Annotated in this window: 18 protein-coding genes; 9 read left to right on the top strand and 9 right to left on the bottom strand. The window is 38.4% G+C overall.

Features of this window, described 5'->3' with window-relative positions:
- Positions 1 to 46: 46 nt before the first annotated feature.
- Entirely contained in the window at positions 47 to 793 is a 747-nt protein-coding gene (locus tag N1I80_RS20260) for an alpha/beta family hydrolase (protein WP_340739634.1), read from the bottom strand.
- A 197-nt stretch (positions 794 to 990) separates the two neighbouring features.
- On the opposite strand from N1I80_RS20260, the gene N1I80_RS20255 reads away from it, so the two are divergent.
- Positions 991 to 2,022 (top strand): S66 family peptidase, encoded by a 1,032-nt coding sequence (locus N1I80_RS20255; protein ID WP_340739633.1) that lies wholly within the window; start codon positions 991 to 993, stop codon positions 2,020 to 2,022.
- Between the two features lie 82 nt (positions 2,023 to 2,104).
- Here N1I80_RS20255 and N1I80_RS20250 read toward each other — a convergent pair whose 3' ends face one another.
- Complete coding sequence (locus N1I80_RS20250) at positions 2,105 to 2,530, bottom strand: GatB/YqeY domain-containing protein (protein ID WP_340739632.1); 426 nt, start codon at positions 2,528 to 2,530, stop codon at positions 2,105 to 2,107.
- A 243-nt stretch (positions 2,531 to 2,773) separates the two neighbouring features.
- On the opposite strand from N1I80_RS20250, the gene N1I80_RS20245 reads away from it, so the two are divergent.
- Positions 2,774 to 4,078 (top strand): catalase, encoded by a 1,305-nt coding sequence (locus N1I80_RS20245; protein ID WP_340740106.1) that lies wholly within the window; start codon positions 2,774 to 2,776, stop codon positions 4,076 to 4,078.
- A 255-nt stretch (positions 4,079 to 4,333) separates the two neighbouring features.
- Here N1I80_RS20245 and N1I80_RS20240 read toward each other — a convergent pair whose 3' ends face one another.
- Genes N1I80_RS20240 through N1I80_RS20220 form a run of 5 tightly spaced genes read right to left on the bottom strand, consistent with a single transcriptional unit; the run spans position 4,334 to position 8,780 of the window.
- Positions 4,334 to 5,779: a sensor histidine kinase gene (locus N1I80_RS20240; RefSeq protein WP_340739631.1), complete on the bottom strand. Its 1,446-nt coding sequence runs from the start codon at positions 5,777 to 5,779 to the stop codon at positions 4,334 to 4,336.
- Positions 5,767 to 6,447 (bottom strand): response regulator transcription factor, encoded by a 681-nt coding sequence (locus tag N1I80_RS20235; RefSeq protein WP_340739630.1) that lies wholly within the window; start codon positions 6,445 to 6,447, stop codon positions 5,767 to 5,769. The genes N1I80_RS20240 and N1I80_RS20235 overlap by 13 nt, the downstream gene beginning before the upstream one ends.
- 7 nt (positions 6,448 to 6,454) lie before the next feature.
- Complete coding sequence (locus N1I80_RS20230) at positions 6,455 to 7,225, bottom strand: ABC transporter permease (protein ID WP_340739629.1); 771 nt, start codon at positions 7,223 to 7,225, stop codon at positions 6,455 to 6,457.
- A 14-nt stretch (positions 7,226 to 7,239) separates the two neighbouring features.
- Positions 7,240 to 8,070 carry an ABC transporter permease gene (locus tag N1I80_RS20225; protein ID WP_340739628.1) on the bottom strand — a complete coding sequence of 277 codons (831 nt, stop codon included), beginning with the start codon at positions 8,068 to 8,070 and terminating at the stop codon, positions 7,240 to 7,242.
- A complete protein-coding gene (locus N1I80_RS20220; protein WP_340739627.1) occupies positions 8,067 to 8,780 on the bottom strand; it encodes an ABC transporter ATP-binding protein in 714 nt (237 codons plus the stop codon). The genes N1I80_RS20225 and N1I80_RS20220 overlap by 4 nt, the downstream gene beginning before the upstream one ends.
- Positions 8,781 to 9,048: 268 nt before the next feature.
- On the opposite strand from N1I80_RS20220, the gene N1I80_RS20215 reads away from it, so the two are divergent.
- The 5 genes from N1I80_RS20215 (at position 9,049) to N1I80_RS20195 (ending at position 12,943) form a co-directional block, all read left to right on the top strand.
- Positions 9,049 to 9,795: a class I SAM-dependent methyltransferase gene (locus N1I80_RS20215; protein WP_340739626.1), complete on the top strand. Its 747-nt coding sequence runs from the start codon at positions 9,049 to 9,051 to the stop codon at positions 9,793 to 9,795.
- Positions 9,796 to 9,820: 25 nt separating this feature from the next.
- Positions 9,821 to 10,246 (top strand): NUDIX hydrolase, encoded by a 426-nt coding sequence (locus N1I80_RS20210; protein WP_340739625.1) that lies wholly within the window; start codon positions 9,821 to 9,823, stop codon positions 10,244 to 10,246.
- A gap of 105 nt (positions 10,247 to 10,351) precedes the next feature.
- Positions 10,352 to 11,266, top strand: coding sequence for an Rpn family recombination-promoting nuclease/putative transposase (locus N1I80_RS20205; protein WP_340739624.1), 915 nt, complete (start codon positions 10,352 to 10,354; stop codon positions 11,264 to 11,266).
- A 309-nt stretch (positions 11,267 to 11,575) separates the two neighbouring features.
- On the top strand, positions 11,576 to 12,007 hold the full coding sequence (locus tag N1I80_RS20200) for a MerR family transcriptional regulator (protein ID WP_340740105.1): 432 nt from the start codon (positions 11,576 to 11,578) through the stop codon (positions 12,005 to 12,007).
- 84 nt (positions 12,008 to 12,091) lie between these two features.
- The gene (locus N1I80_RS20195; protein WP_340739623.1) at positions 12,092 to 12,943 is read left to right on the top strand and encodes an aldo/keto reductase; all 852 of its coding nucleotides are present in this window, start codon (positions 12,092 to 12,094) and stop codon (positions 12,941 to 12,943) included.
- A gap of 44 nt (positions 12,944 to 12,987) precedes the next feature.
- On the opposite strand, the gene N1I80_RS20190 is transcribed toward N1I80_RS20195, so the two are convergent.
- Together N1I80_RS20190 and N1I80_RS20185 are read right to left on the bottom strand one after the other, a co-directional pair.
- Positions 12,988 to 13,992, bottom strand: a complete 1,005-nt coding sequence (locus N1I80_RS20190; RefSeq protein WP_340739622.1) for an aldo/keto reductase — start codon at positions 13,990 to 13,992, stop codon at positions 12,988 to 12,990.
- 29 nt (positions 13,993 to 14,021) lie between these two features.
- Positions 14,022 to 14,420 carry a MerR family transcriptional regulator gene (locus tag N1I80_RS20185; RefSeq protein WP_340739621.1) on the bottom strand — a complete coding sequence of 133 codons (399 nt, stop codon included), beginning with the start codon at positions 14,418 to 14,420 and terminating at the stop codon, positions 14,022 to 14,024.
- Positions 14,421 to 14,674: 254 nt separating this feature from the next.
- Between N1I80_RS20185 and N1I80_RS20180 the strand changes: the two genes are divergently transcribed.
- Together N1I80_RS20180 and N1I80_RS20175 are read left to right on the top strand one after the other, a co-directional pair.
- A complete protein-coding gene (locus tag N1I80_RS20180; RefSeq protein ID WP_340739620.1) occupies positions 14,675 to 15,385 on the top strand; it encodes a LytR/AlgR family response regulator transcription factor in 711 nt (236 codons plus the stop codon).
- The gene (locus N1I80_RS20175; protein WP_340739619.1) at positions 15,382 to 16,689 is read left to right on the top strand and encodes an ATP-binding protein; all 1,308 of its coding nucleotides are present in this window, start codon (positions 15,382 to 15,384) and stop codon (positions 16,687 to 16,689) included. Before N1I80_RS20180 ends, N1I80_RS20175 begins: the two co-directional genes overlap by 4 nt.
- The last annotated feature ends 143 nt before the right edge of the window (positions 16,690 to 16,832 follow it).

Genomic DNA, 16,832 nt, shown 5'->3' with positions numbered 1-16,832 from the left:
GTCTCTTGTTTGAGAGACTAGCACCTTTTTTCTTTGTTAATCATTCCTAGTTTAAGCTATCCAAAGTTTCTATAATATATGTTGCTGTATCCATCATCTGCTGATTATTTGTTATGGAAGATTCACCATCGCCCTTTTGATGACCATAATCTCCAAAGCCTCCATGATTGCCACCTGTTATTTCTATAAATTCTGCGTCACTTGGCATCACATTTTTAGCATCTTTTACTTTGTTTAAATCTGCAACTTGATCATTACTCCCCCATAATGATAGGACTTTTATAGGTTGATTACTAAGATTTGTTTTACTTTGGGGATAGGAGGCTAACAACACTAACCCTTTTATTTCTTCATTTTTAAGTGCATAATCTGCTGCCATAACCCCCCCTAAAGAATGTCCTCCTATCACCCAATTGTCAATATCCTTCTGCTCACTGATTATACGATCTGCTCGATTAGGTGATAAAATGGCTAAGTTAAAGTTCATTTTAGCAATAATAACGGTATAGCCACTGGAGGCGATTTCTTTCGCTAAAGTGGCATATGCTGAGGCCTCTACCTTTGCTCCCGGATAGAAAATAAATCCTGTGTTTTTAGCATCGGATACAGGTTCAAATACAATGTCTCCGTTTTCTTCAACTGTGACTAGAGAGTCAGATTTCAAACTATCCAAAGCTAACGAACTGGCCTTATAGTACGAGCTTACATAAATCAGAAATCCCGCCACTAATAGGATTAGAAAAAGAGCGATTCCAGTAAAAATTTTAAACTTCAAAGATTTCTTTTGTTTCATTGCCTATCTTCCCCAATCTTGAATAATGTATGCATATTTTTCCCTTCGGTTAGTGGTTAAAAGTATAAAAGAGGTGTATGTGAAAAGCAACCTTCCTAATTTAATAGATCTATTTTCGGCTTTATCCATTATAATTAGATTCATTAGATTTTTTGAATTAATTATTTTGAAATAAGGTGATGAGGGAGGGCTTTATCATGTTAATAAAACCAAAAGCACTAAAAGCAGGAGACAAAGTGGCGACGATTAGTTTATCTTGGGGCGGAGCTGGGGAACCCGAATTAAAATGGCGCTATGAACAAGGGATAGAGAGGCTCAGAACCGTTTTTCATTTGGAAGTTGTTGCAATGCCGAACAGTTTAAAAGGCGCCGATTTTTTATATGACAATCCCAAGGCGCGTGCGAAAGATTTAATGGATGCATTCAAAGACCCTTCGATTAAAGGAATCATTTCAAATATTGGAGGAAGCGACAGCATTCGTCTGTTGCCGTATATTGATTTTGACGTCATTCGCGATAATCCGAAAATATTTATTGGCTATTCAGACTCGACAATCACACATTTGTTTTGCCATAAAGCAGGGATTACGTCCTTCTATGGACCATCGATTCTTGTAGACTTCGCTGAAAATGTGGAAATGCATGCGTATACAGTAGAAGCATTGAAAAAAGCTCTATTTGCAAATGAAGCAATAGGTGAAGTAAAGCCAGCTACAGAGTGGACTAGTGAGCGTGTAGAATGGATTATTGAAAATAAAAATAGACAACGAACAATGAATGCGAATAAGGGATATGAGCTGCTGCAAGGAACAGGAGTTGTTCAGGGAAGATTAATCGGAGGCTGTATTGAAGTACTAGAGTTTGCGAAAGGAACATCACTCTGGCCGAACGAATCGTATTGGGAAGACAGTATTTTATTTTTTGAAACATCAGAAGATACACCTGAGCCAGGGCTAGTCGAATATTGGTTGAGAAACTATGGCTCGCAAGGAATTTTACAAAAGGCAAAAGGTATTGTATTTGGAAAACCTCTTCAGGAAAAATATTATGAGGAATACAAAGCTTCTATCGTAAAGATTATGAAGGAATTGGATCTGACTTCGCTACCTATCCTGTATAACTTGAACTTTGGTCATACAGAGCCAAAGTTTGTGCTGCCATATGGAGCAATGGCCGAAATAGATTGTAGGAATGGTACATTTTCTATTTTAGAAAGTGGTGTGGAATAATATATTCGAGTAACAGTGAACGAAAAAAATAGGGGATTTCTGTGCAAGAAACAACTATGTTGCACAGAAATCCCCTATTAAGTTAAATTAAACTTTTCACAACTTTCGACATCGTTCCGCCGTCTGTTTTTCCAGCAAGCAATGGTTTTGCGATTTTCATAGCGTCCCCCATATTCATGCCTTTGGCAACTCCTGCCTCCGTCAACATCGCTACAATTTCTTCCTCGCTAAGTTGTGCTGGCAAGAATTGTTTAAGAAGAACTAGTTTAGCTTCTTCTTGTGCAATTAAGTCTTCACGCTGTGCTGTTTGTGCGCCTTCCAATGCTTGATGAGTCTGTTTGATTTCACGATTTACGATGGCAACTTCCTCTTCAGTTGAAAGAGCTGAACCTTTTTCCTTTTCCGCACTATCCAATCCTGCTTTCAATAATGTTAGTACACCTTTTGAAAGCACATCTTTTTCTCGCATAGCATTCTTTAACTGTTCGAATACGGTTGTTTTTAACATGTTTGAATCTCCTCCCATTGGTAGTTAAAAGTATAAAAGAGCTGTAGGTGAAAAGCAATAAATGAAGGTTGGATAGCTATGCGAATTCATAATTGTACGGAGCCTCACATAAATAATACTGTATCTTAGGGAATTAACTTGTGGGTACAGGAGGCAGGAGTCGTTATGAGAAACAATAATGATGGAGAATCAGGCTCTTCCGTGGATCTAAACAGAACTAGTTCAAACGTGAGGGCTAATGAAATGCATTCACAGACTGTAGGTGAAAGAGGTCCTGTATTGGAGCAGGACACTATTTTGCATGAAACATTGGAGACCTTTATCCATACAAAAATTTTAGAAAGACCTGTGCATGTGAAGGGCTTTGGTGCTTTCGGTTACTTTGAAACCGTGTACTCTATGGCGAAATACACAAAGCTTAGCTTTTTACAAAATCCTGGGCAGCAGGTTCCAGTCACGGTAAGGTTTTCGCTTGCGGTAAGCAATAAAGGCACTCCAGATACCTCGCGAAATGTACGTGGATTTTCTACTAAATTTTATACTGAAGAGGGTATTTTTGATTTAGTTTGTAACCATATCCCAGTATTTTTAGTACGGGACGCCATGCGTTTTCCAGAGGCCATTCAGGCTTTGTTACCCTCGCCGGTAAATAACTTGCTGGATCCCGAACGTTTCTGGAGATTCATAGCGAGAGCGCCAGAGGCCACCCATTTTGTTGTTCGACTTTACTCGGATGCTGGGACAGTGAAAAGCTTTCGCCATATGCCAGGCTATAGTGTGAATACCTATGTTTGGCGGAATGGGCAAGATGTTCGCAGTTATGTGAAATATCACTGGATACCTGAAGCTGGGGTGCAGTATATAGACAGTCAAGAAGCCTCCCGATGGAATGGCGAGAATCCAGATATCGCGGGTCAGGATTTGTATGATGCTCTAGCAGAGGGGAAACCTGTTGTCTATGGGCTTTATGTGCAGCTGATGAATCCAGAAGACGAAGCCACTCTTTCCTATGATCCATTGGATGATACAAAGGTTTGGGATGAACGGCAGTACCCTCTTCTACCAGTTGGTCGCCTGATATTGAACCGAAACCCGGATAACTATATGGAGCAAGTGGAGAAAGTGGCGTTTTCACCGTCCAATCTTTTGGATGGAGTCGAACTATCAGATGATAAAATGCTACAGGGGCGTGCCAATATTTACTGGGATTCTCAGCGCCGACGGCTGGGACCAGATTTTCGTAAAATACCGATCAATCATCAGCAAGATTGGTCGCCAGCTTCTCTTGTAACAAGTGGCGAAGGTAGATATGTGGAGGGGCATCTTGTGCGTTCCGATTTGCCAAAGCAGGATGATTTCGCGCAGGCAGGGCAATTTTATCGTGCTCTTCCCCCTGTACAGCAAGACCATCTAGTCAGTAATCTTGCTGCTGATCTTGCTGGCATATCCCGTGGAACGCAACGCATTGTTTTGACATATTTGTATAATGCGTCGCCGGAAATGTGGGAGCGGGTTGTCCGGGAAATTGACGTGCAGATGCAGGGGTAATCTGATGACCGGTAAAGCGTATAAGTTTTTAAAATCGTACCTAGCTATGTAAAGAAGTGAATTCAATATTTGATATAAAACTCCTATTAGAAAAAGCCGCTCAACCTGATTGCTAGGTCTGAGGGCTATTTTCTTTAGTGCTGTACCAGGTTGTCGGAATTAGCAAGAGTGACAGAGATGGCTAAAACCAAAGTCTGTGCTACCCTGCTTAACAAAACAACCATATGCAGCTGATTGAGCAGACTTACACCATGATTACGCCAAATCTTTAATGACAACCTTCGTATAAGCTCCACCTTGGGCACGATTCTGGACGGTAATGCAGCCATGATGCCTTTTAACGATCATTTGTGCGATATACAAACCCAACCCAAAGTTAGAATCTTCGCCTGACCTCGAGGTATCCCCTCGATAAAACCTTGTAAAAACATTTTCGGTCTCCTCCTGATGAAAACCTGGACCATTATCCATTATTTCGAAACAGATTTTGTTGTGTTCTTTTGTGATTGTCCACTCAATTACGCCATTGTTTGGACAATAGCGAATACTATTTGTCATAATATTATCCAACACTTGAGAAACTCGATAAGGATCTATACTTATTTCTATTCCTACCTCATCTGCCAAAGTAAAAGTGCTTTTTAAAGAAATGTTTTTCTTTGCACAAAGCATGGTATACTCTTCTGTTTTATGTTCAATGAACTCAGCGATATCAACAACTTGTGGTTCCATGATAAAATTTTGGCGGCCAATCGCTGATACTTCATTCAGTTGATCGATTAAACGAATAGAGCGTTGAGTACTTGAGAAAATGGTTTGCAAATAGCGATCAAGACGTTCAGGGTTCTTTGCTCCTCCATCTATTAATCCTTCTACATGTCCATGAATAATCGTTAATGGCGTTCGTAGATCATGGGCAATTGCTGCTACCATTTCTTTTCGTTCCTCTTCCAATTGCCATTGCCTTAATAGCGAGTCCTTCAGAGCCATTCTCATATCCTCAAAGGCTCTTACCAATTGGTTTAATTCCTTAGTGTTCTTGGACTCGATCAATTGAAAGTCTAGATCATGATTTTGGATTTTCCTAGCTCCTACCATCAGGTTCTTAAATGGTTGCTCGATTTTTTTACTAAATCTTTTTCCAACCAAATAGGAAAATAAATAGAAGTAAACAAACGGACTCACAAGGAAAATGAATCCAGTCACAATAGGTAGACCTTGTGAGTTCGGGTTAGAGGCTGCTACGCTAAGTTTATAGCGAAAACCAATGGCCCCGATTTGCTCACCTTGCTCATTGAATGTAGGGTAATATTTCACGATACTCTTTTTATCATAAAGATTTGTATTGAAACTATTTAATAGCTCTTTTTGGCTTTTCACATAGCGCTCGGAAATCGAACCAAAAAGGATATTGCCGTTTTTATCTACGACTTGGTAGTCGATTCCTTCTAACGGGATTTCCTTTTCTAGCTCTTTTTTTCTATCAACCGTCACAAACTTTCCCTTATTTTCTTCAATCGATTTCAAAATACCAGGTATTTGTTTTTCATAGTAATTGGCAGGGTTCATCCGATTCATTTGTAAAAGAAAGATCGTAGCTATGATTACCCATGTAATGATCGTTGCAACAGCACTGAATAGTAAGATGAGATAAAATGATGAGGTAATCTGCTTGCGGATAGGCTGTTCTACTTTCCCCATTTATATCCCACTCCCCATACAGTCGAAATATAGGTTGGATTCGGTTCATATTTTGCCAGCTTAGCCCTAATCTTTTTTACATGTTCCGTAATGGTTGAAGAATCTCCTTCTGCTTCATATCCCCATAACTTCTCATAAATCTGTTCTCGAGAAAATACTTGGCCAGGATGAAGGGCAAGAAATTCAATGATGTCAAATTCCTTAGTTGTAAAAGAGATTTCTTGATTTTGATAATAAATTTCACGGCCATCTATATCGATTATTAAATGACCAAAATATAAATGTTTTCTCGTTAATCCATGTTGCCGATGCTCGCGTCGTAAGTGGGCGATGACACGCGCATGCAATTCTTTCATGCTAAAGGGTTTGACTAAATAATCGTCGCCACCAACAAATAACCCTTTTATCCGATCTGCTTCGCTTGCTCTTGCACTTAAAAAAATGATTGGACACGTCATACTTTTTCTCATCATTTCACAAAGCTCAAATCCATTCATACCAGGCATCATGACATCTAAAATGACAAGATTGGGCTTATGCACCAGAGAATCTAGCGCTTGGTTACTATTGTATGCAGTTATGACATGGTATCCTTGATCTTCGAGAAAGTCTTTCATAAATCCGACGATATCTTCCTCATCATCGACAATTAAAATTGTCTTGTTCAATGATCACTCACCCCATCCACTGTTTTCGAGTCCATATTCCTACATTCATTATATGGCTTATTACGAATAAGAAAAGTAAGCTAACATAGAAACCATATTGGCCAGAGTTTCCTAGAACGTTGAAAATAGAATCTGAAATAATTATAAAGTAGATAAATTGATCAGAAATATATATCCCACCTATTAGGCAAGCAACTGTACCCATATACGCCATAATTGGGTTTGGCATCACAATACTCATAAAGGCGCTTATGCCAATTACACATAAGAAAACAACATATGTCATTCCATAAAACTTAAGCGTGTAAAGCAGTCCTTCGAATAAATTCAACGATTCAGTGTTCAAAAAGGTCGTTTCATTCACATGAGGCATCATAATTTGACCGAAAATAGTAGCGATTAGCCATGTAAGAAACGTAAGTGCTAAAAAAAGACTTGCTTGCACAAGCCATTTTGCTAGAAACAGCTTCACTCTTTTTTGTGGCCGTATTAAGAAGAGACGCAGGGCTCCCGAATGATATTCACCATTAAAGCTATCAACAACAAACATTGGGATTAAAATAAAGTTGATAAGCAGTCCTAGTTCTCTTAGAAAAAACGGAGCAGTGTTGATTGAATTTAACTGGACAGAATGATCTGCATCATAAAAACTAACCCCGCCGACTAAATAGATAAAGAGACATTGTAGTACTATCATAAAGAAATAAATACCTATTCCAATGCTCGTTTTTTTACGCTTAAATGTTCGTTCGTATTCACTCAATAGAAGGCTCTTCATTTGATATAGGCTCCTTATATAAAAGTATCGTTTTTTCTTCTTGTACTTAAAATCATTAATGATTGAAACAGGACAATATAACAACCTAGCACGAGTAGTATCCAACCCAGTAAACTAGATGATTCCGCTAGCATGAACGTCAAGCCTTGCCATTGCACCATCGGAAGTGAGGTGAAATATAGTTTCAGTAAAATCTCATTAGGCACTAATTGTCCAAATAGCCCGATGACAGTTGGATAGGCAATACTGATGAATAAAAATCCAATGCCAATTCCAAGTGTTGTCGTTGTCGTATGGCTGATGATTGCGATGAAAAACAGTACACTGCTCATTGCTACTAATGTCAGAAACGCTAAGCCGTAAAACTTCAGATTATAAATGAACCCCTCCACTACGGTCGTATCACTTTGATGATAAAATTGTGGGTATGTCTCAGAGCTTGAAAACATCATAGATCCCACGCCATAGCAAATAATAAAGTAGGCCAATAGATATAGAAAAATAAAACTCATTACTACGAAAAATTTTGCGAAGATGATTTGTCGAAAAGAATGAGTTCGAATCAGTACCATTCGCAATTGTCCTGATCGATATTCATCTGTAACGACCATCGTAGTAATAACGAGTACGACAAGATTAAAGGCTGTCATTAACATCTCTGCAAGTCCGAGTACCGGGAAATTCCCCATGACGGTATATTGAGGGAAATCAAGCGTGACAGTGGTATTTTGATGTAAACAATATTTTGCCGCTGCATAAACCATGGCTGGAATAGCCGCAAACAGTAGCCATATGGCTTTTCGTTTCCATAATCGTTCCCATTCACTCGCGATTAGCTTGTTCATGTTGACATCAACTCGATAAATACTTCTTCAAGATTTTGCTGATTGTCCAATTCCCCTGACCACACTAATTTACCTTCCCGAATCATAACAATTTGATTACACATTTTTTGCATTTCATCGAGAAGATGGCTGGATAATAGAATGGTCTTATCGTATTTGTTCTTTAACGTAAGAATTAGTTCGCGTAATTCCCGCATTCCCATCGGGTCAAGACCGTTTGCAGGTTCATCTAGAATAAGCAGTGCAGGATCTCCTAATAATGCTTGGGCAATCCCTAGTCGCTGCTTCATTCCTAATGAATAGGTTTTGACTTTTTCATCTGCACGGTCTTCAAGTCCAACAATTTGTAAAACCTCTACTACTTTCGCATCTTCAGCAATTTTTGGAATAGTGTCATGTAGTCTCACTAAATTTTTTAAATTCTCTCTCCCTGTCATATAAGGAAAAAAGATTGGTGACTCAACAATCGCCCCGACATTCTTTAAAGCGGATGCTCGATTTTTAACGACACTTTGTTCATTGATGAAAATATCCCCAGACGTTGGTCGAATGAGTCCAGTCAGCATACGAATAATCGTGGTTTTTCCCGCTCCGTTAGGGCCCAGTAATCCGCAAATCGTACCTTTCTCTATTTGAATAGAAACATCGTGAACTAAATACTTCCCTCTCACTTTTTTCGAAACGGCTTGTAAATCTAACATGTTTTTCATCGTCTACATCCCTCCATATGAAGAGAATAAAGTAAAAGTATAAAGACTTTATAAAGATTCAAATAGATATGTTGAAATTAAGAAGCCTACTAACGATGCTTCGGCTATCCCAGTAAGGCGCATTCGCTGGATAGGAAGTGAAAATCATAACTTCAACATATGTAGTAAACAGTGATCAACTCGTTTCGAAGATTTTAGGTGAATTAAAAGGAAGCGATCTACTGTTTGTCGAATGTATATCCTTATAAGAGTCTTGGAGGTTTTAGACATGAGTATTGATGCATTAGTACTTAACAAAAAAAGTTGGGATGAGGTCGCGCCTCGATTTTTCGGACGCAATCCTCTTCCGGAGTATGGACCGCTTGCTCCTCGGGAAGAAGAGTTGAATTTATTGGGCAACGTGGAGGGCGCCAAAGTGTTGGATATCGGTTGTGGGAGCGGCCATTCCTTGCAATACATGGACCAACGGAGTGCTGGAGAACTTTGGGGAGTGGATCTTTCGCAGACGCAGATTGAAACGGCAAGGGAGCTGTTGAATTCGTGTAAATCTCCTATCCATTTATTTGAATCCCCAATGGAGAAAAATCCGGGTTTGCCCAAGGGGTACTTTGATATTGTTTACTCGATTTATGCGTTAGGCTGGACGACCGATTTACGTCAAACGATTGAAAATATCCATCAATATTTAAAACCAGGCGGCATTTTCGTGTTCAGTTGGGAGCATCCGTTATTCAGCCGGGCCGAGCTTGCAGAGAGGGAGCTTCGTTTCCATAAATCCTATCATGAAGAAGGTTCCTATTACCATGAAGCCTGGCATGAACCTGTCATCATGCAACAATACAAAGTGAGTACATATATCAATACATTAATAGAATGTGGATTCCAAATTGAGAAGGTTATCGAGGAAGTTTCTTTGTCGGAGGAAGACAAGGAAAAGCATACGAATAGCTGGTATTCCTATGAAAAAGCGAAGATGATGCCGACAACATTAATTATAAAATGTAAAAAATGTTGAGAATGGACTTAAGGATTGAGGAATTATGACTAAAGTGAAAGAAAGTATAGAGTGTTGGATTTTTAATCAAGTAACCCGGAAAATTTTGTTGTTGCATGTACCTATTTCAAAAGACTCAAGTGTATCATTTTGGCAACCTATAACAGGCGGCATTGAGGAAAAAGAATCTCCGCTAGAAGCTTGTGTTAGGGAAGTGGCTGAAGAAACTGGTTTGATTATAAATGAGCAAAATTTAATAGGTTGGAAAGAAATAATTCATGTGAATCTACCGACTTTAAATATAAAAAAGAATCTGTTTTTAGGAATAATCAATGATAGTGAGATAATTATTTCAGGGGAACATGATGAATATAAATGGGTTTCACCCAAAAGTGTTTTAGGCAGTTTGTATTGGGATAGTAATAGGGAAACTTGGGGAAATATACAGACACTTATTCATAATAAGGATTGAACGTGTGTTCGCTCCATGTTATAATTGATTAAATAATCTGAAATCAATTATTGGAGGTGTTTTGTGAAATGGTTGTTGCATGGGTAAAAGAGGAAGTAACGCAATATGGCGGACCAGGATGGTCTGTGGAAAAAAGTTATTGGGGACCTATTTGAAGACTTTTTACTATTTTTTGTACCAGAATTACATGCGCAGGTTGATTTTAGTGTGGAGCCAGATTTTCTTGACAAGGAATTGTTTCAAGAAGTTGTGGATCAGAAAAAAGGCAGGCGTTTTGCCGACCAATTGGCAAAAGTTCGCCTGAGAAATGGAAAAGAGCAATGGATTCTTATTCATATTGAAGTGCAAAGTAAAAATGAAACAGATTTTCCTGAACGAATGTTTCAATACTTTTATCGAATCTATGATCGCCACCAAGAGAAAATTGTAGCCATTGCTGTTCATACAGCCCCTAATCGAAGCGCTATACCCGAACTTTTTGAGTACGATTATTTTGGCACACAGCTACATTATTCATATAGAAATTATCGAACAGATGCTTATCTGGATAAGGAATTGGAACAATCCGATAATATTTTTAGTAAAATCGTCTTAGCGGCAAAAGCATTGCATCAAACAAAAGACGAAGATCATCAACGTTATTTGTTCAAAAGAAAGCTAATGTGTGAACTTATCCGTACTGAAAGTTACCCGCGCACCGCAGTTCAAGCCGTTTTTCATTTCATTGATTACTTGTTACACTTACCAGAAGTGTATACAAAACGATTATCGGAAGAAATTCGACCAATGATTAGAAAGGAGACGGAGCTAATGGAGTTGTACAATAAAGAAAATGCTTCCCCGACAATTATGAATGCGTTTGATTTGGAGTTGGAGAAGGGGATAGAACAAGGAATAAAACAAGGTTTAAAACAAGTCGTTGTTGAGATGCTAAAAGAAGGAGCGTCCATCGACTTTATTACCAAGGTGACACATCTGGGAGAAGATGAGATTGAAAAACTAAGAAAAATGCTGCAGTAAAGGGCTCAGGTAGTTATGATATTGCGAAACTATAATAGGTAATCTGGAAGTTGAAAAGACAGCTATGGATTAAAGGCGCTTGAGAATTTATTCAAGCGTTTTTTTGTTGCTTGGCAAATTATACAATCTCGTACTGTGGAAATGATAAAAATCGTCCTGCTGCCACTTTAAATATTGTCAATGTGATAAAAGAAGATAGTGTGAGTTATATTATTTGTGCAAGTACTTTAGGAATCTATGATAAAGTAGTGGGCAAGTTTGGTGAATAGAATGCGAGTACGAATCATCATAGAAGGGAATGTTAAAGATTTGAAAAGTAAAGAAGTCGTTGAAATGTTTGATCTATCAATTGATACCCTACGTTATTATGAGCGAGTCGGTGTTATTCCACCGGTTGGTCGAGATAAAAATGGATATCGAAACTACACAAAGGGAGATTTGAATTGGATTTTTTTAGCGAAGAGCTTACGTCGTGCGGGCTTATCTGTGGAATCTCTTATTAAATTTGCCACACTTGCACAAATGCATAAGGACAGTGATGTGAAAAAAGGTCAAAAGAAAATATTACATGATCAATTGCAAGAAATTGACGAGAAGCTAAAAGAGATGAATGAAGTTCGTGATTTACTGCAATATAAAATTGATACGTATGATGAACATATTGCACAGTTTCAATCAGGTGAACGAACAGAAGAGACAGCTGAAGAGCTTTGGAACATAAAAGACTTTAAAAAGAAATAAAAAACACTTGCTATGGAGTTCACTTCATAGTTTAAAGTAGCAAGTGTAAGTAACGTAAATAACGAGTAAATGGGGGAAGTTAACATGCAGACAGTCAAAATGAACAATGGTGTAGAGATTCCTATCTTAGGTTTCGGAACTTTTCAAATTACTGACCCACAAGAAGCAGAGCAAGCGGTTATAAATGCGATTCAGGCGGGTTATCGTCATATCGATACAGCTCAGTCGTATATGAATGAAGAAGCCGTTGGTCGTGGTATTGCGAATTCAGGTGTATTGCGTGAAGAAATTTTTGTTACGACTAAAATTTGGGTAGAAAATGTTTCTTATAAAGGTGTGAAATCTTCCTTCCAACGTTCTCTTGATCGTTTAGGGCTTGATTATGTTGATATGCTTTTACTCCATCAACCGTATAATGACGTTTATGGTGCTTGGCGTGCAATGGAGGAACTCCAAGAGGAAGGCAAGGTTCGTGCGATTGGTGTATCCAATTTCGCTGTGGATCGTGCAGTTGATTTAGCAGAGTTTAATAAAGTGACTCCCCAAATGAACCAAATTGAAATCAGTCCATTTCATCAACAAACAAAAAATATTGCAGCACTAAAAGAAGAAGGCATTGTACCGGAAGCATGGGCACCATTTGCTGAAGGGAAAAATGACATTTTCAATAACGAAATACTTACTGAAATCGGTAAGAAATATAATAAATCAGTTGCTCAAGTAATTGTTCGTTGGCTTGTCGAACAGGATATTGTTGTTCTTGCGAAATCCGTAAAACCTGAACGTATGGCTGAGAATCTAGATGTATTTGATTTTTCATTGACGGATGAGGATAAGGCAGCCATTGCGACTTTAAACGAAGGCGAAAGTCAATTTTTCTCACACGCTGATCCAGCCATGATTAAATGGATGGCAAGTAGAAAAATGGGTATATAAGAGTAAGGAAAAGGGACTCAATATTCTGAGTCCCTTTTCATCAATTATTTATTAAATCTCGGATCCGGAATAAGCCCTACTACTGGATGGGGCACGTATAATTCCTCTAAATAATTCATCTCATCAGGAGTCAGGCGAATATCAAGTGCAGCTACCGCACTCTCAAGATGGCTTTCTTTTTGAGCACCAATAATTGGCGAGACAACTTGATCCTTATGAAGAAGCCAAGCTAACGCAATCTTATCGCGCGTAACATCGTGATTGTTTGCAACTTCAGCTAAACGTTCTACGATACTGCGATCAGCTGCCATCATACTATCGTATTTTGAGTGTTGAACTGTATCTGTTTCAGAACGAAGAGTAGTTTCTGACCAATCGCGAGTCAAACGACCTGAAGCAAGTGGACTGTATGGTGTAACCGCAATTTTTTCATCACGACAAAATGGAATCATTTCACGTTCTTCTTCACGGTAAATCATATTATAGTGGTTTTGCATGGAGACAAATTTCGTCCAGCCGTTCTGTTCAGCTACACGCTGCGCTTTTTGGAATTGCCAAGCGTACATAGCGCTCGCACCAATATAACGAGCTTTCCCTGATTTAACGACATCATGAAGAGCTTCCATCGTTTCTTCAATAGGTGTGTTATAGTCCCAGCGATGAATAATATATAAATCCACATAATCTGTTTCTAAGCGCTCCAAACTATGATTGATTTCGGTCATAATTTCTTTACGCGATAATCCACCGCTGTTAGGGCGATCTGGGCGCATTGTTTGATGAACCTTTGTTGCGAGAACAATATCGTCACGTTTTGCATAATCCTTCAATGCACGGCCAAGAATTTTCTCGCTCTCGCCCATTGAATAGATATTCGCAGTATCAAAGAAATTAATCCCTAAATCGAGTGCTTTTTTGATGATTGGACGACTATGCTCCTCATCTAACACCCATTTGTGAGTCCACTTTTCTGCATCCCCGAACCCCATTGCCCCTAAACAAATACGAGAAACGTCCATGCCAGTATTGCCAAATTTTACGTATTCCATAATGAGACCTCCATTGTTTTATTTACCGTTTACTTTTCTTGTTCATCAAATTCACGAAGTTCTTTTTCGGTTGGAACAACATGACTTTCATAATTATCAATCTTAAAATTCAAACGCCTGAGTGCACTTTGCATCATATCAATACGCTTTTGCAATTCATCGCGCTCGTCACTTAATATGCCCACACGAGCCGGGATAGTGGTATCATCGCCATCTTTGAATAGCCCAATGTATTCGATTAGCGCTTCAATGGATAGTCCTGCTTCACGCATTTTGCGAGAGAACTCAATCCAGCGAATGTCCTCATCATCAAACTCACGTACACCATTTTTGTTTCTTTTTACTGGTGGTATTAAGCCGATACGCTCGTAATAACGAATTGTATCAGCAGACGTACCGGTTTTTTCACTTACCGGCTTAATGTTCATGTAAATCCACCTCTTTTCTTTTTAGTTAAGTTCAGTCTATACCTTGGAGTGCACTCTAAGGCAAGGGAATAGAGTTAATATTTTATTTCTTTCTTCATATCTGGAAGAATCAGTGGAACTACAAGGGAAATTGCTAAAACTAGCATGTCACTGATTTACCAAAAGACGTTAATAGTGTATGCTTGTCCAAAACAATTTTCTTTTTTGAATTCATCTAAACTTTTGATGATTATACCAAAAGGAGAGGAAATTTAATGATCCGAATTGCAATAGTGGAAGACGAGGTTAATTATAAAGAACAGTTAATAGAGTTTCTTAGAAGGTTTGAGCAAGAAAGAGATGAAAGCATTGAAATAACAACATACTCTGATGGTGATGAAATTGTTGAAAGTTATAAGGCGCAATTTGACATCATATTAATGGACGTTCAAATGCGCTTTATGGATGGCGTATCCGCAGCAGAAGAAATTAGAAAAGTAGATTCCGATGTGGTTATTATTTTTATAACAAATATGGCACAGTACGCCATCAAAGGATATGCTGTGGATGCATTGGATTATATATTGAAGCCAATCTCCTATTTTGCATTTTCAGAGCGCTTGAATCGGGCGATTGATCGAATGAAAAAACGAGAAGAGCATTTTATCACCATAACGGTGAAAAGTGGGGTGAATCGCCTTAAAGTTTCTGATATCTATTATATAGAGAGTAATGGGCATAAGCTGACGTTTTATACGAGAAAAGAGGAGCTTACGGCAACAGGGACGATGAAGGAATTCGAAAAACAATTAGCTAGCTATCATTTTTTTCGTGGACATAGGTGCTATTTGATTAATCTGGAACATGTAGAAGGCATGAATGATAGCTTTGCTGTAGTAAATGGAAAAGAGCTTGATGTCAGCCGTCCGAAAAGGAAAGCGTTCATGGAAGCGTTAAGCAATTATTGGGGAGAGGTTATTAAATGAATGATGTCCTTCCGGATATACCGAGGTTATATACAGCATTAGCCGAGTGGATTGCTTGTATGATTTACATATCAGTACTAAAAAAACAACTAAATGGATGGAAGCTGATAGCCTTTTCTGGAGGGGCCCTAATTGTACAATCGGCTTTTTTGGTATTAACAAAAGATTTACCGCTTATGTTTTGGATTCCGTGTATGGTTGTAGCTGTTGGGATGATGTTTTTGCTAATTTATGTGAGTTGCGACATAACAGCTCTTGATGCGGGTTATTTTAGCGTAAGGGCATTTGTAGCAGCAGAATTTGTAGCGTCATTACAATGGCAAGTGCATTTCTTTTTTGATAATGGAGAGATAACTAATCTGTTATTTGAATCATTGCTACTCATTATTATCTATGGACTTTTATTTTCAACGATCTGGCTAATAGAGAAACGTCATATACCTGATGGCGGTAAATTGAATATTAGGCATCGTGAATTGTGGTCAACAGTTGTGATAGGCGTTGCAGTTTTTAGCATAAGTAATTTAAGTTTTGTGACTGCTAGAACACCATTTAGCGGACAATATACCCAGGAAATATTCAATATTCGAACCTTGGTAGGCTTAGGTGGATTTTCCATTCTATATGCATACCATATCCAATTAAACGATTTAAGGATCAGACATGAACTAAAAGCTGTGCAGAATATACTTCAGAATCAGTATGTACAATACCAGCAGTCAAAGGAAAGTATAGAAATCGTTAATTATAAATACCACGATTTAAAGAATCAGATTATCGGATTGAGGGCAGAGCAAGATCCAGATAAGAGAAATGCATATTTGATAGAGATGGAAAACGACATCAAATCCTATGAAGCACAGAATAAGACGGGTAACCACGTGTTGGATACATTACTGACAATCAAAAGCATGCATTGTATTAAAAATGGGATCACCTTAACTTGTGTAGCAGACGGAACATTGCTGGACGGTATGGATGTGGTTGACATCAGTACGATATTTGGGAACGCCCTAGATAACGCGATAGAATATGAACAACAAATCGAAGAGGAGGAAAAAAGGTTAATACATGTTTCTGTATTTGCTCAAAAAGGATTTCTAATGATTCGATTTGAAAACTATTTTGAAGGGAAGCTCAAGTTTGAAGGTGGCTTACCGAAAACTACAAAAAAAGATACATATTATCATGGTTATGGATTAAAGAGTATTCGGTATGCAGTACAGAAATATGGCGGTGTGGTCAACGTAGATCAGAAAGATAACTGGTTTGAACTGAAGATTTTAATGCCGTTATTGAAGTGAAAATATAATGAATCTTGAGGCAGGCTTAGATGTGCAAAATGCATATCCAAGCTTTTTCTTTTTTTAGATATGCAGTTCGTGTAAGAATAGCTACAGTTCATGCAAGTTTTCTATATGCAGAAAAAATTATGCTAAAGTTTAGT

The sequence above is a fragment of the Sporosarcina sp. FSL K6-3457 genome, assembly GCF_038007285.1.
GTDB lineage: Bacteria > Bacillota > Bacilli > Bacillales_A > Planococcaceae > Sporosarcina.
Note: the sequence above shows the minus strand (reverse complement) of the source record. Positions and strands in the feature narration are given on the sequence as shown.

What these genes read in the sequence shown, in the direction of transcription:
- N1I80_RS20260 (WP_340739634.1), bottom strand. Translation starts at nt 793, where the DNA reads ATGAAACAAAAGAAATCTTTGAAGTTTAAAATTTTTACTGGAATCGCT.
- N1I80_RS20255 (WP_340739633.1), top strand. Translation starts at nt 991, where the DNA reads ATGTTAATAAAACCAAAAGCACTAAAAGCAGGAGACAAAGTGGCGACG.
- N1I80_RS20250 (WP_340739632.1), bottom strand. Translation starts at nt 2,530, where the DNA reads ATGTTAAAAACAACCGTATTCGAACAGTTAAAGAATGCTATGCGAGAA.
- N1I80_RS20245 (WP_340740106.1), top strand. Translation starts at nt 2,774, where the DNA reads ATGCATTCACAGACTGTAGGTGAAAGAGGTCCTGTATTGGAGCAGGAC.
- N1I80_RS20240 (WP_340739631.1), bottom strand. Translation starts at nt 5,779, where the DNA reads ATGGGGAAAGTAGAACAGCCTATCCGCAAGCAGATTACCTCATCATTT.
- N1I80_RS20230 (WP_340739629.1), bottom strand. Translation starts at nt 7,225, where the DNA reads ATGAAGAGCCTTCTATTGAGTGAATACGAACGAACATTTAAGCGTAAA.
- N1I80_RS20225 (WP_340739628.1), bottom strand. Translation starts at nt 8,070, where the DNA reads ATGAACAAGCTAATCGCGAGTGAATGGGAACGATTATGGAAACGAAAA.
- N1I80_RS20220 (WP_340739627.1), bottom strand. Translation starts at nt 8,780, where the DNA reads ATGAAAAACATGTTAGATTTACAAGCCGTTTCGAAAAAAGTGAGAGGG.
- N1I80_RS20215 (WP_340739626.1), top strand. Translation starts at nt 9,049, where the DNA reads ATGAGTATTGATGCATTAGTACTTAACAAAAAAAGTTGGGATGAGGTC.
- N1I80_RS20210 (WP_340739625.1), top strand. Translation starts at nt 9,821, where the DNA reads ATGACTAAAGTGAAAGAAAGTATAGAGTGTTGGATTTTTAATCAAGTA.
- N1I80_RS20205 (WP_340739624.1), top strand. Translation starts at nt 10,352, where the DNA reads ATGGCGGACCAGGATGGTCTGTGGAAAAAAGTTATTGGGGACCTATTT.
- N1I80_RS20195 (WP_340739623.1), top strand. Translation starts at nt 12,092, where the DNA reads ATGCAGACAGTCAAAATGAACAATGGTGTAGAGATTCCTATCTTAGGT.
- N1I80_RS20190 (WP_340739622.1), bottom strand. Translation starts at nt 13,992, where the DNA reads ATGGAATACGTAAAATTTGGCAATACTGGCATGGACGTTTCTCGTATT.
- N1I80_RS20185 (WP_340739621.1), bottom strand. Translation starts at nt 14,420, where the DNA reads ATGAACATTAAGCCGGTAAGTGAAAAAACCGGTACGTCTGCTGATACA.
- N1I80_RS20180 (WP_340739620.1), top strand. Translation starts at nt 14,675, where the DNA reads ATGATCCGAATTGCAATAGTGGAAGACGAGGTTAATTATAAAGAACAG.
- N1I80_RS20175 (WP_340739619.1), top strand. Translation starts at nt 15,382, where the DNA reads ATGAATGATGTCCTTCCGGATATACCGAGGTTATATACAGCATTAGCC.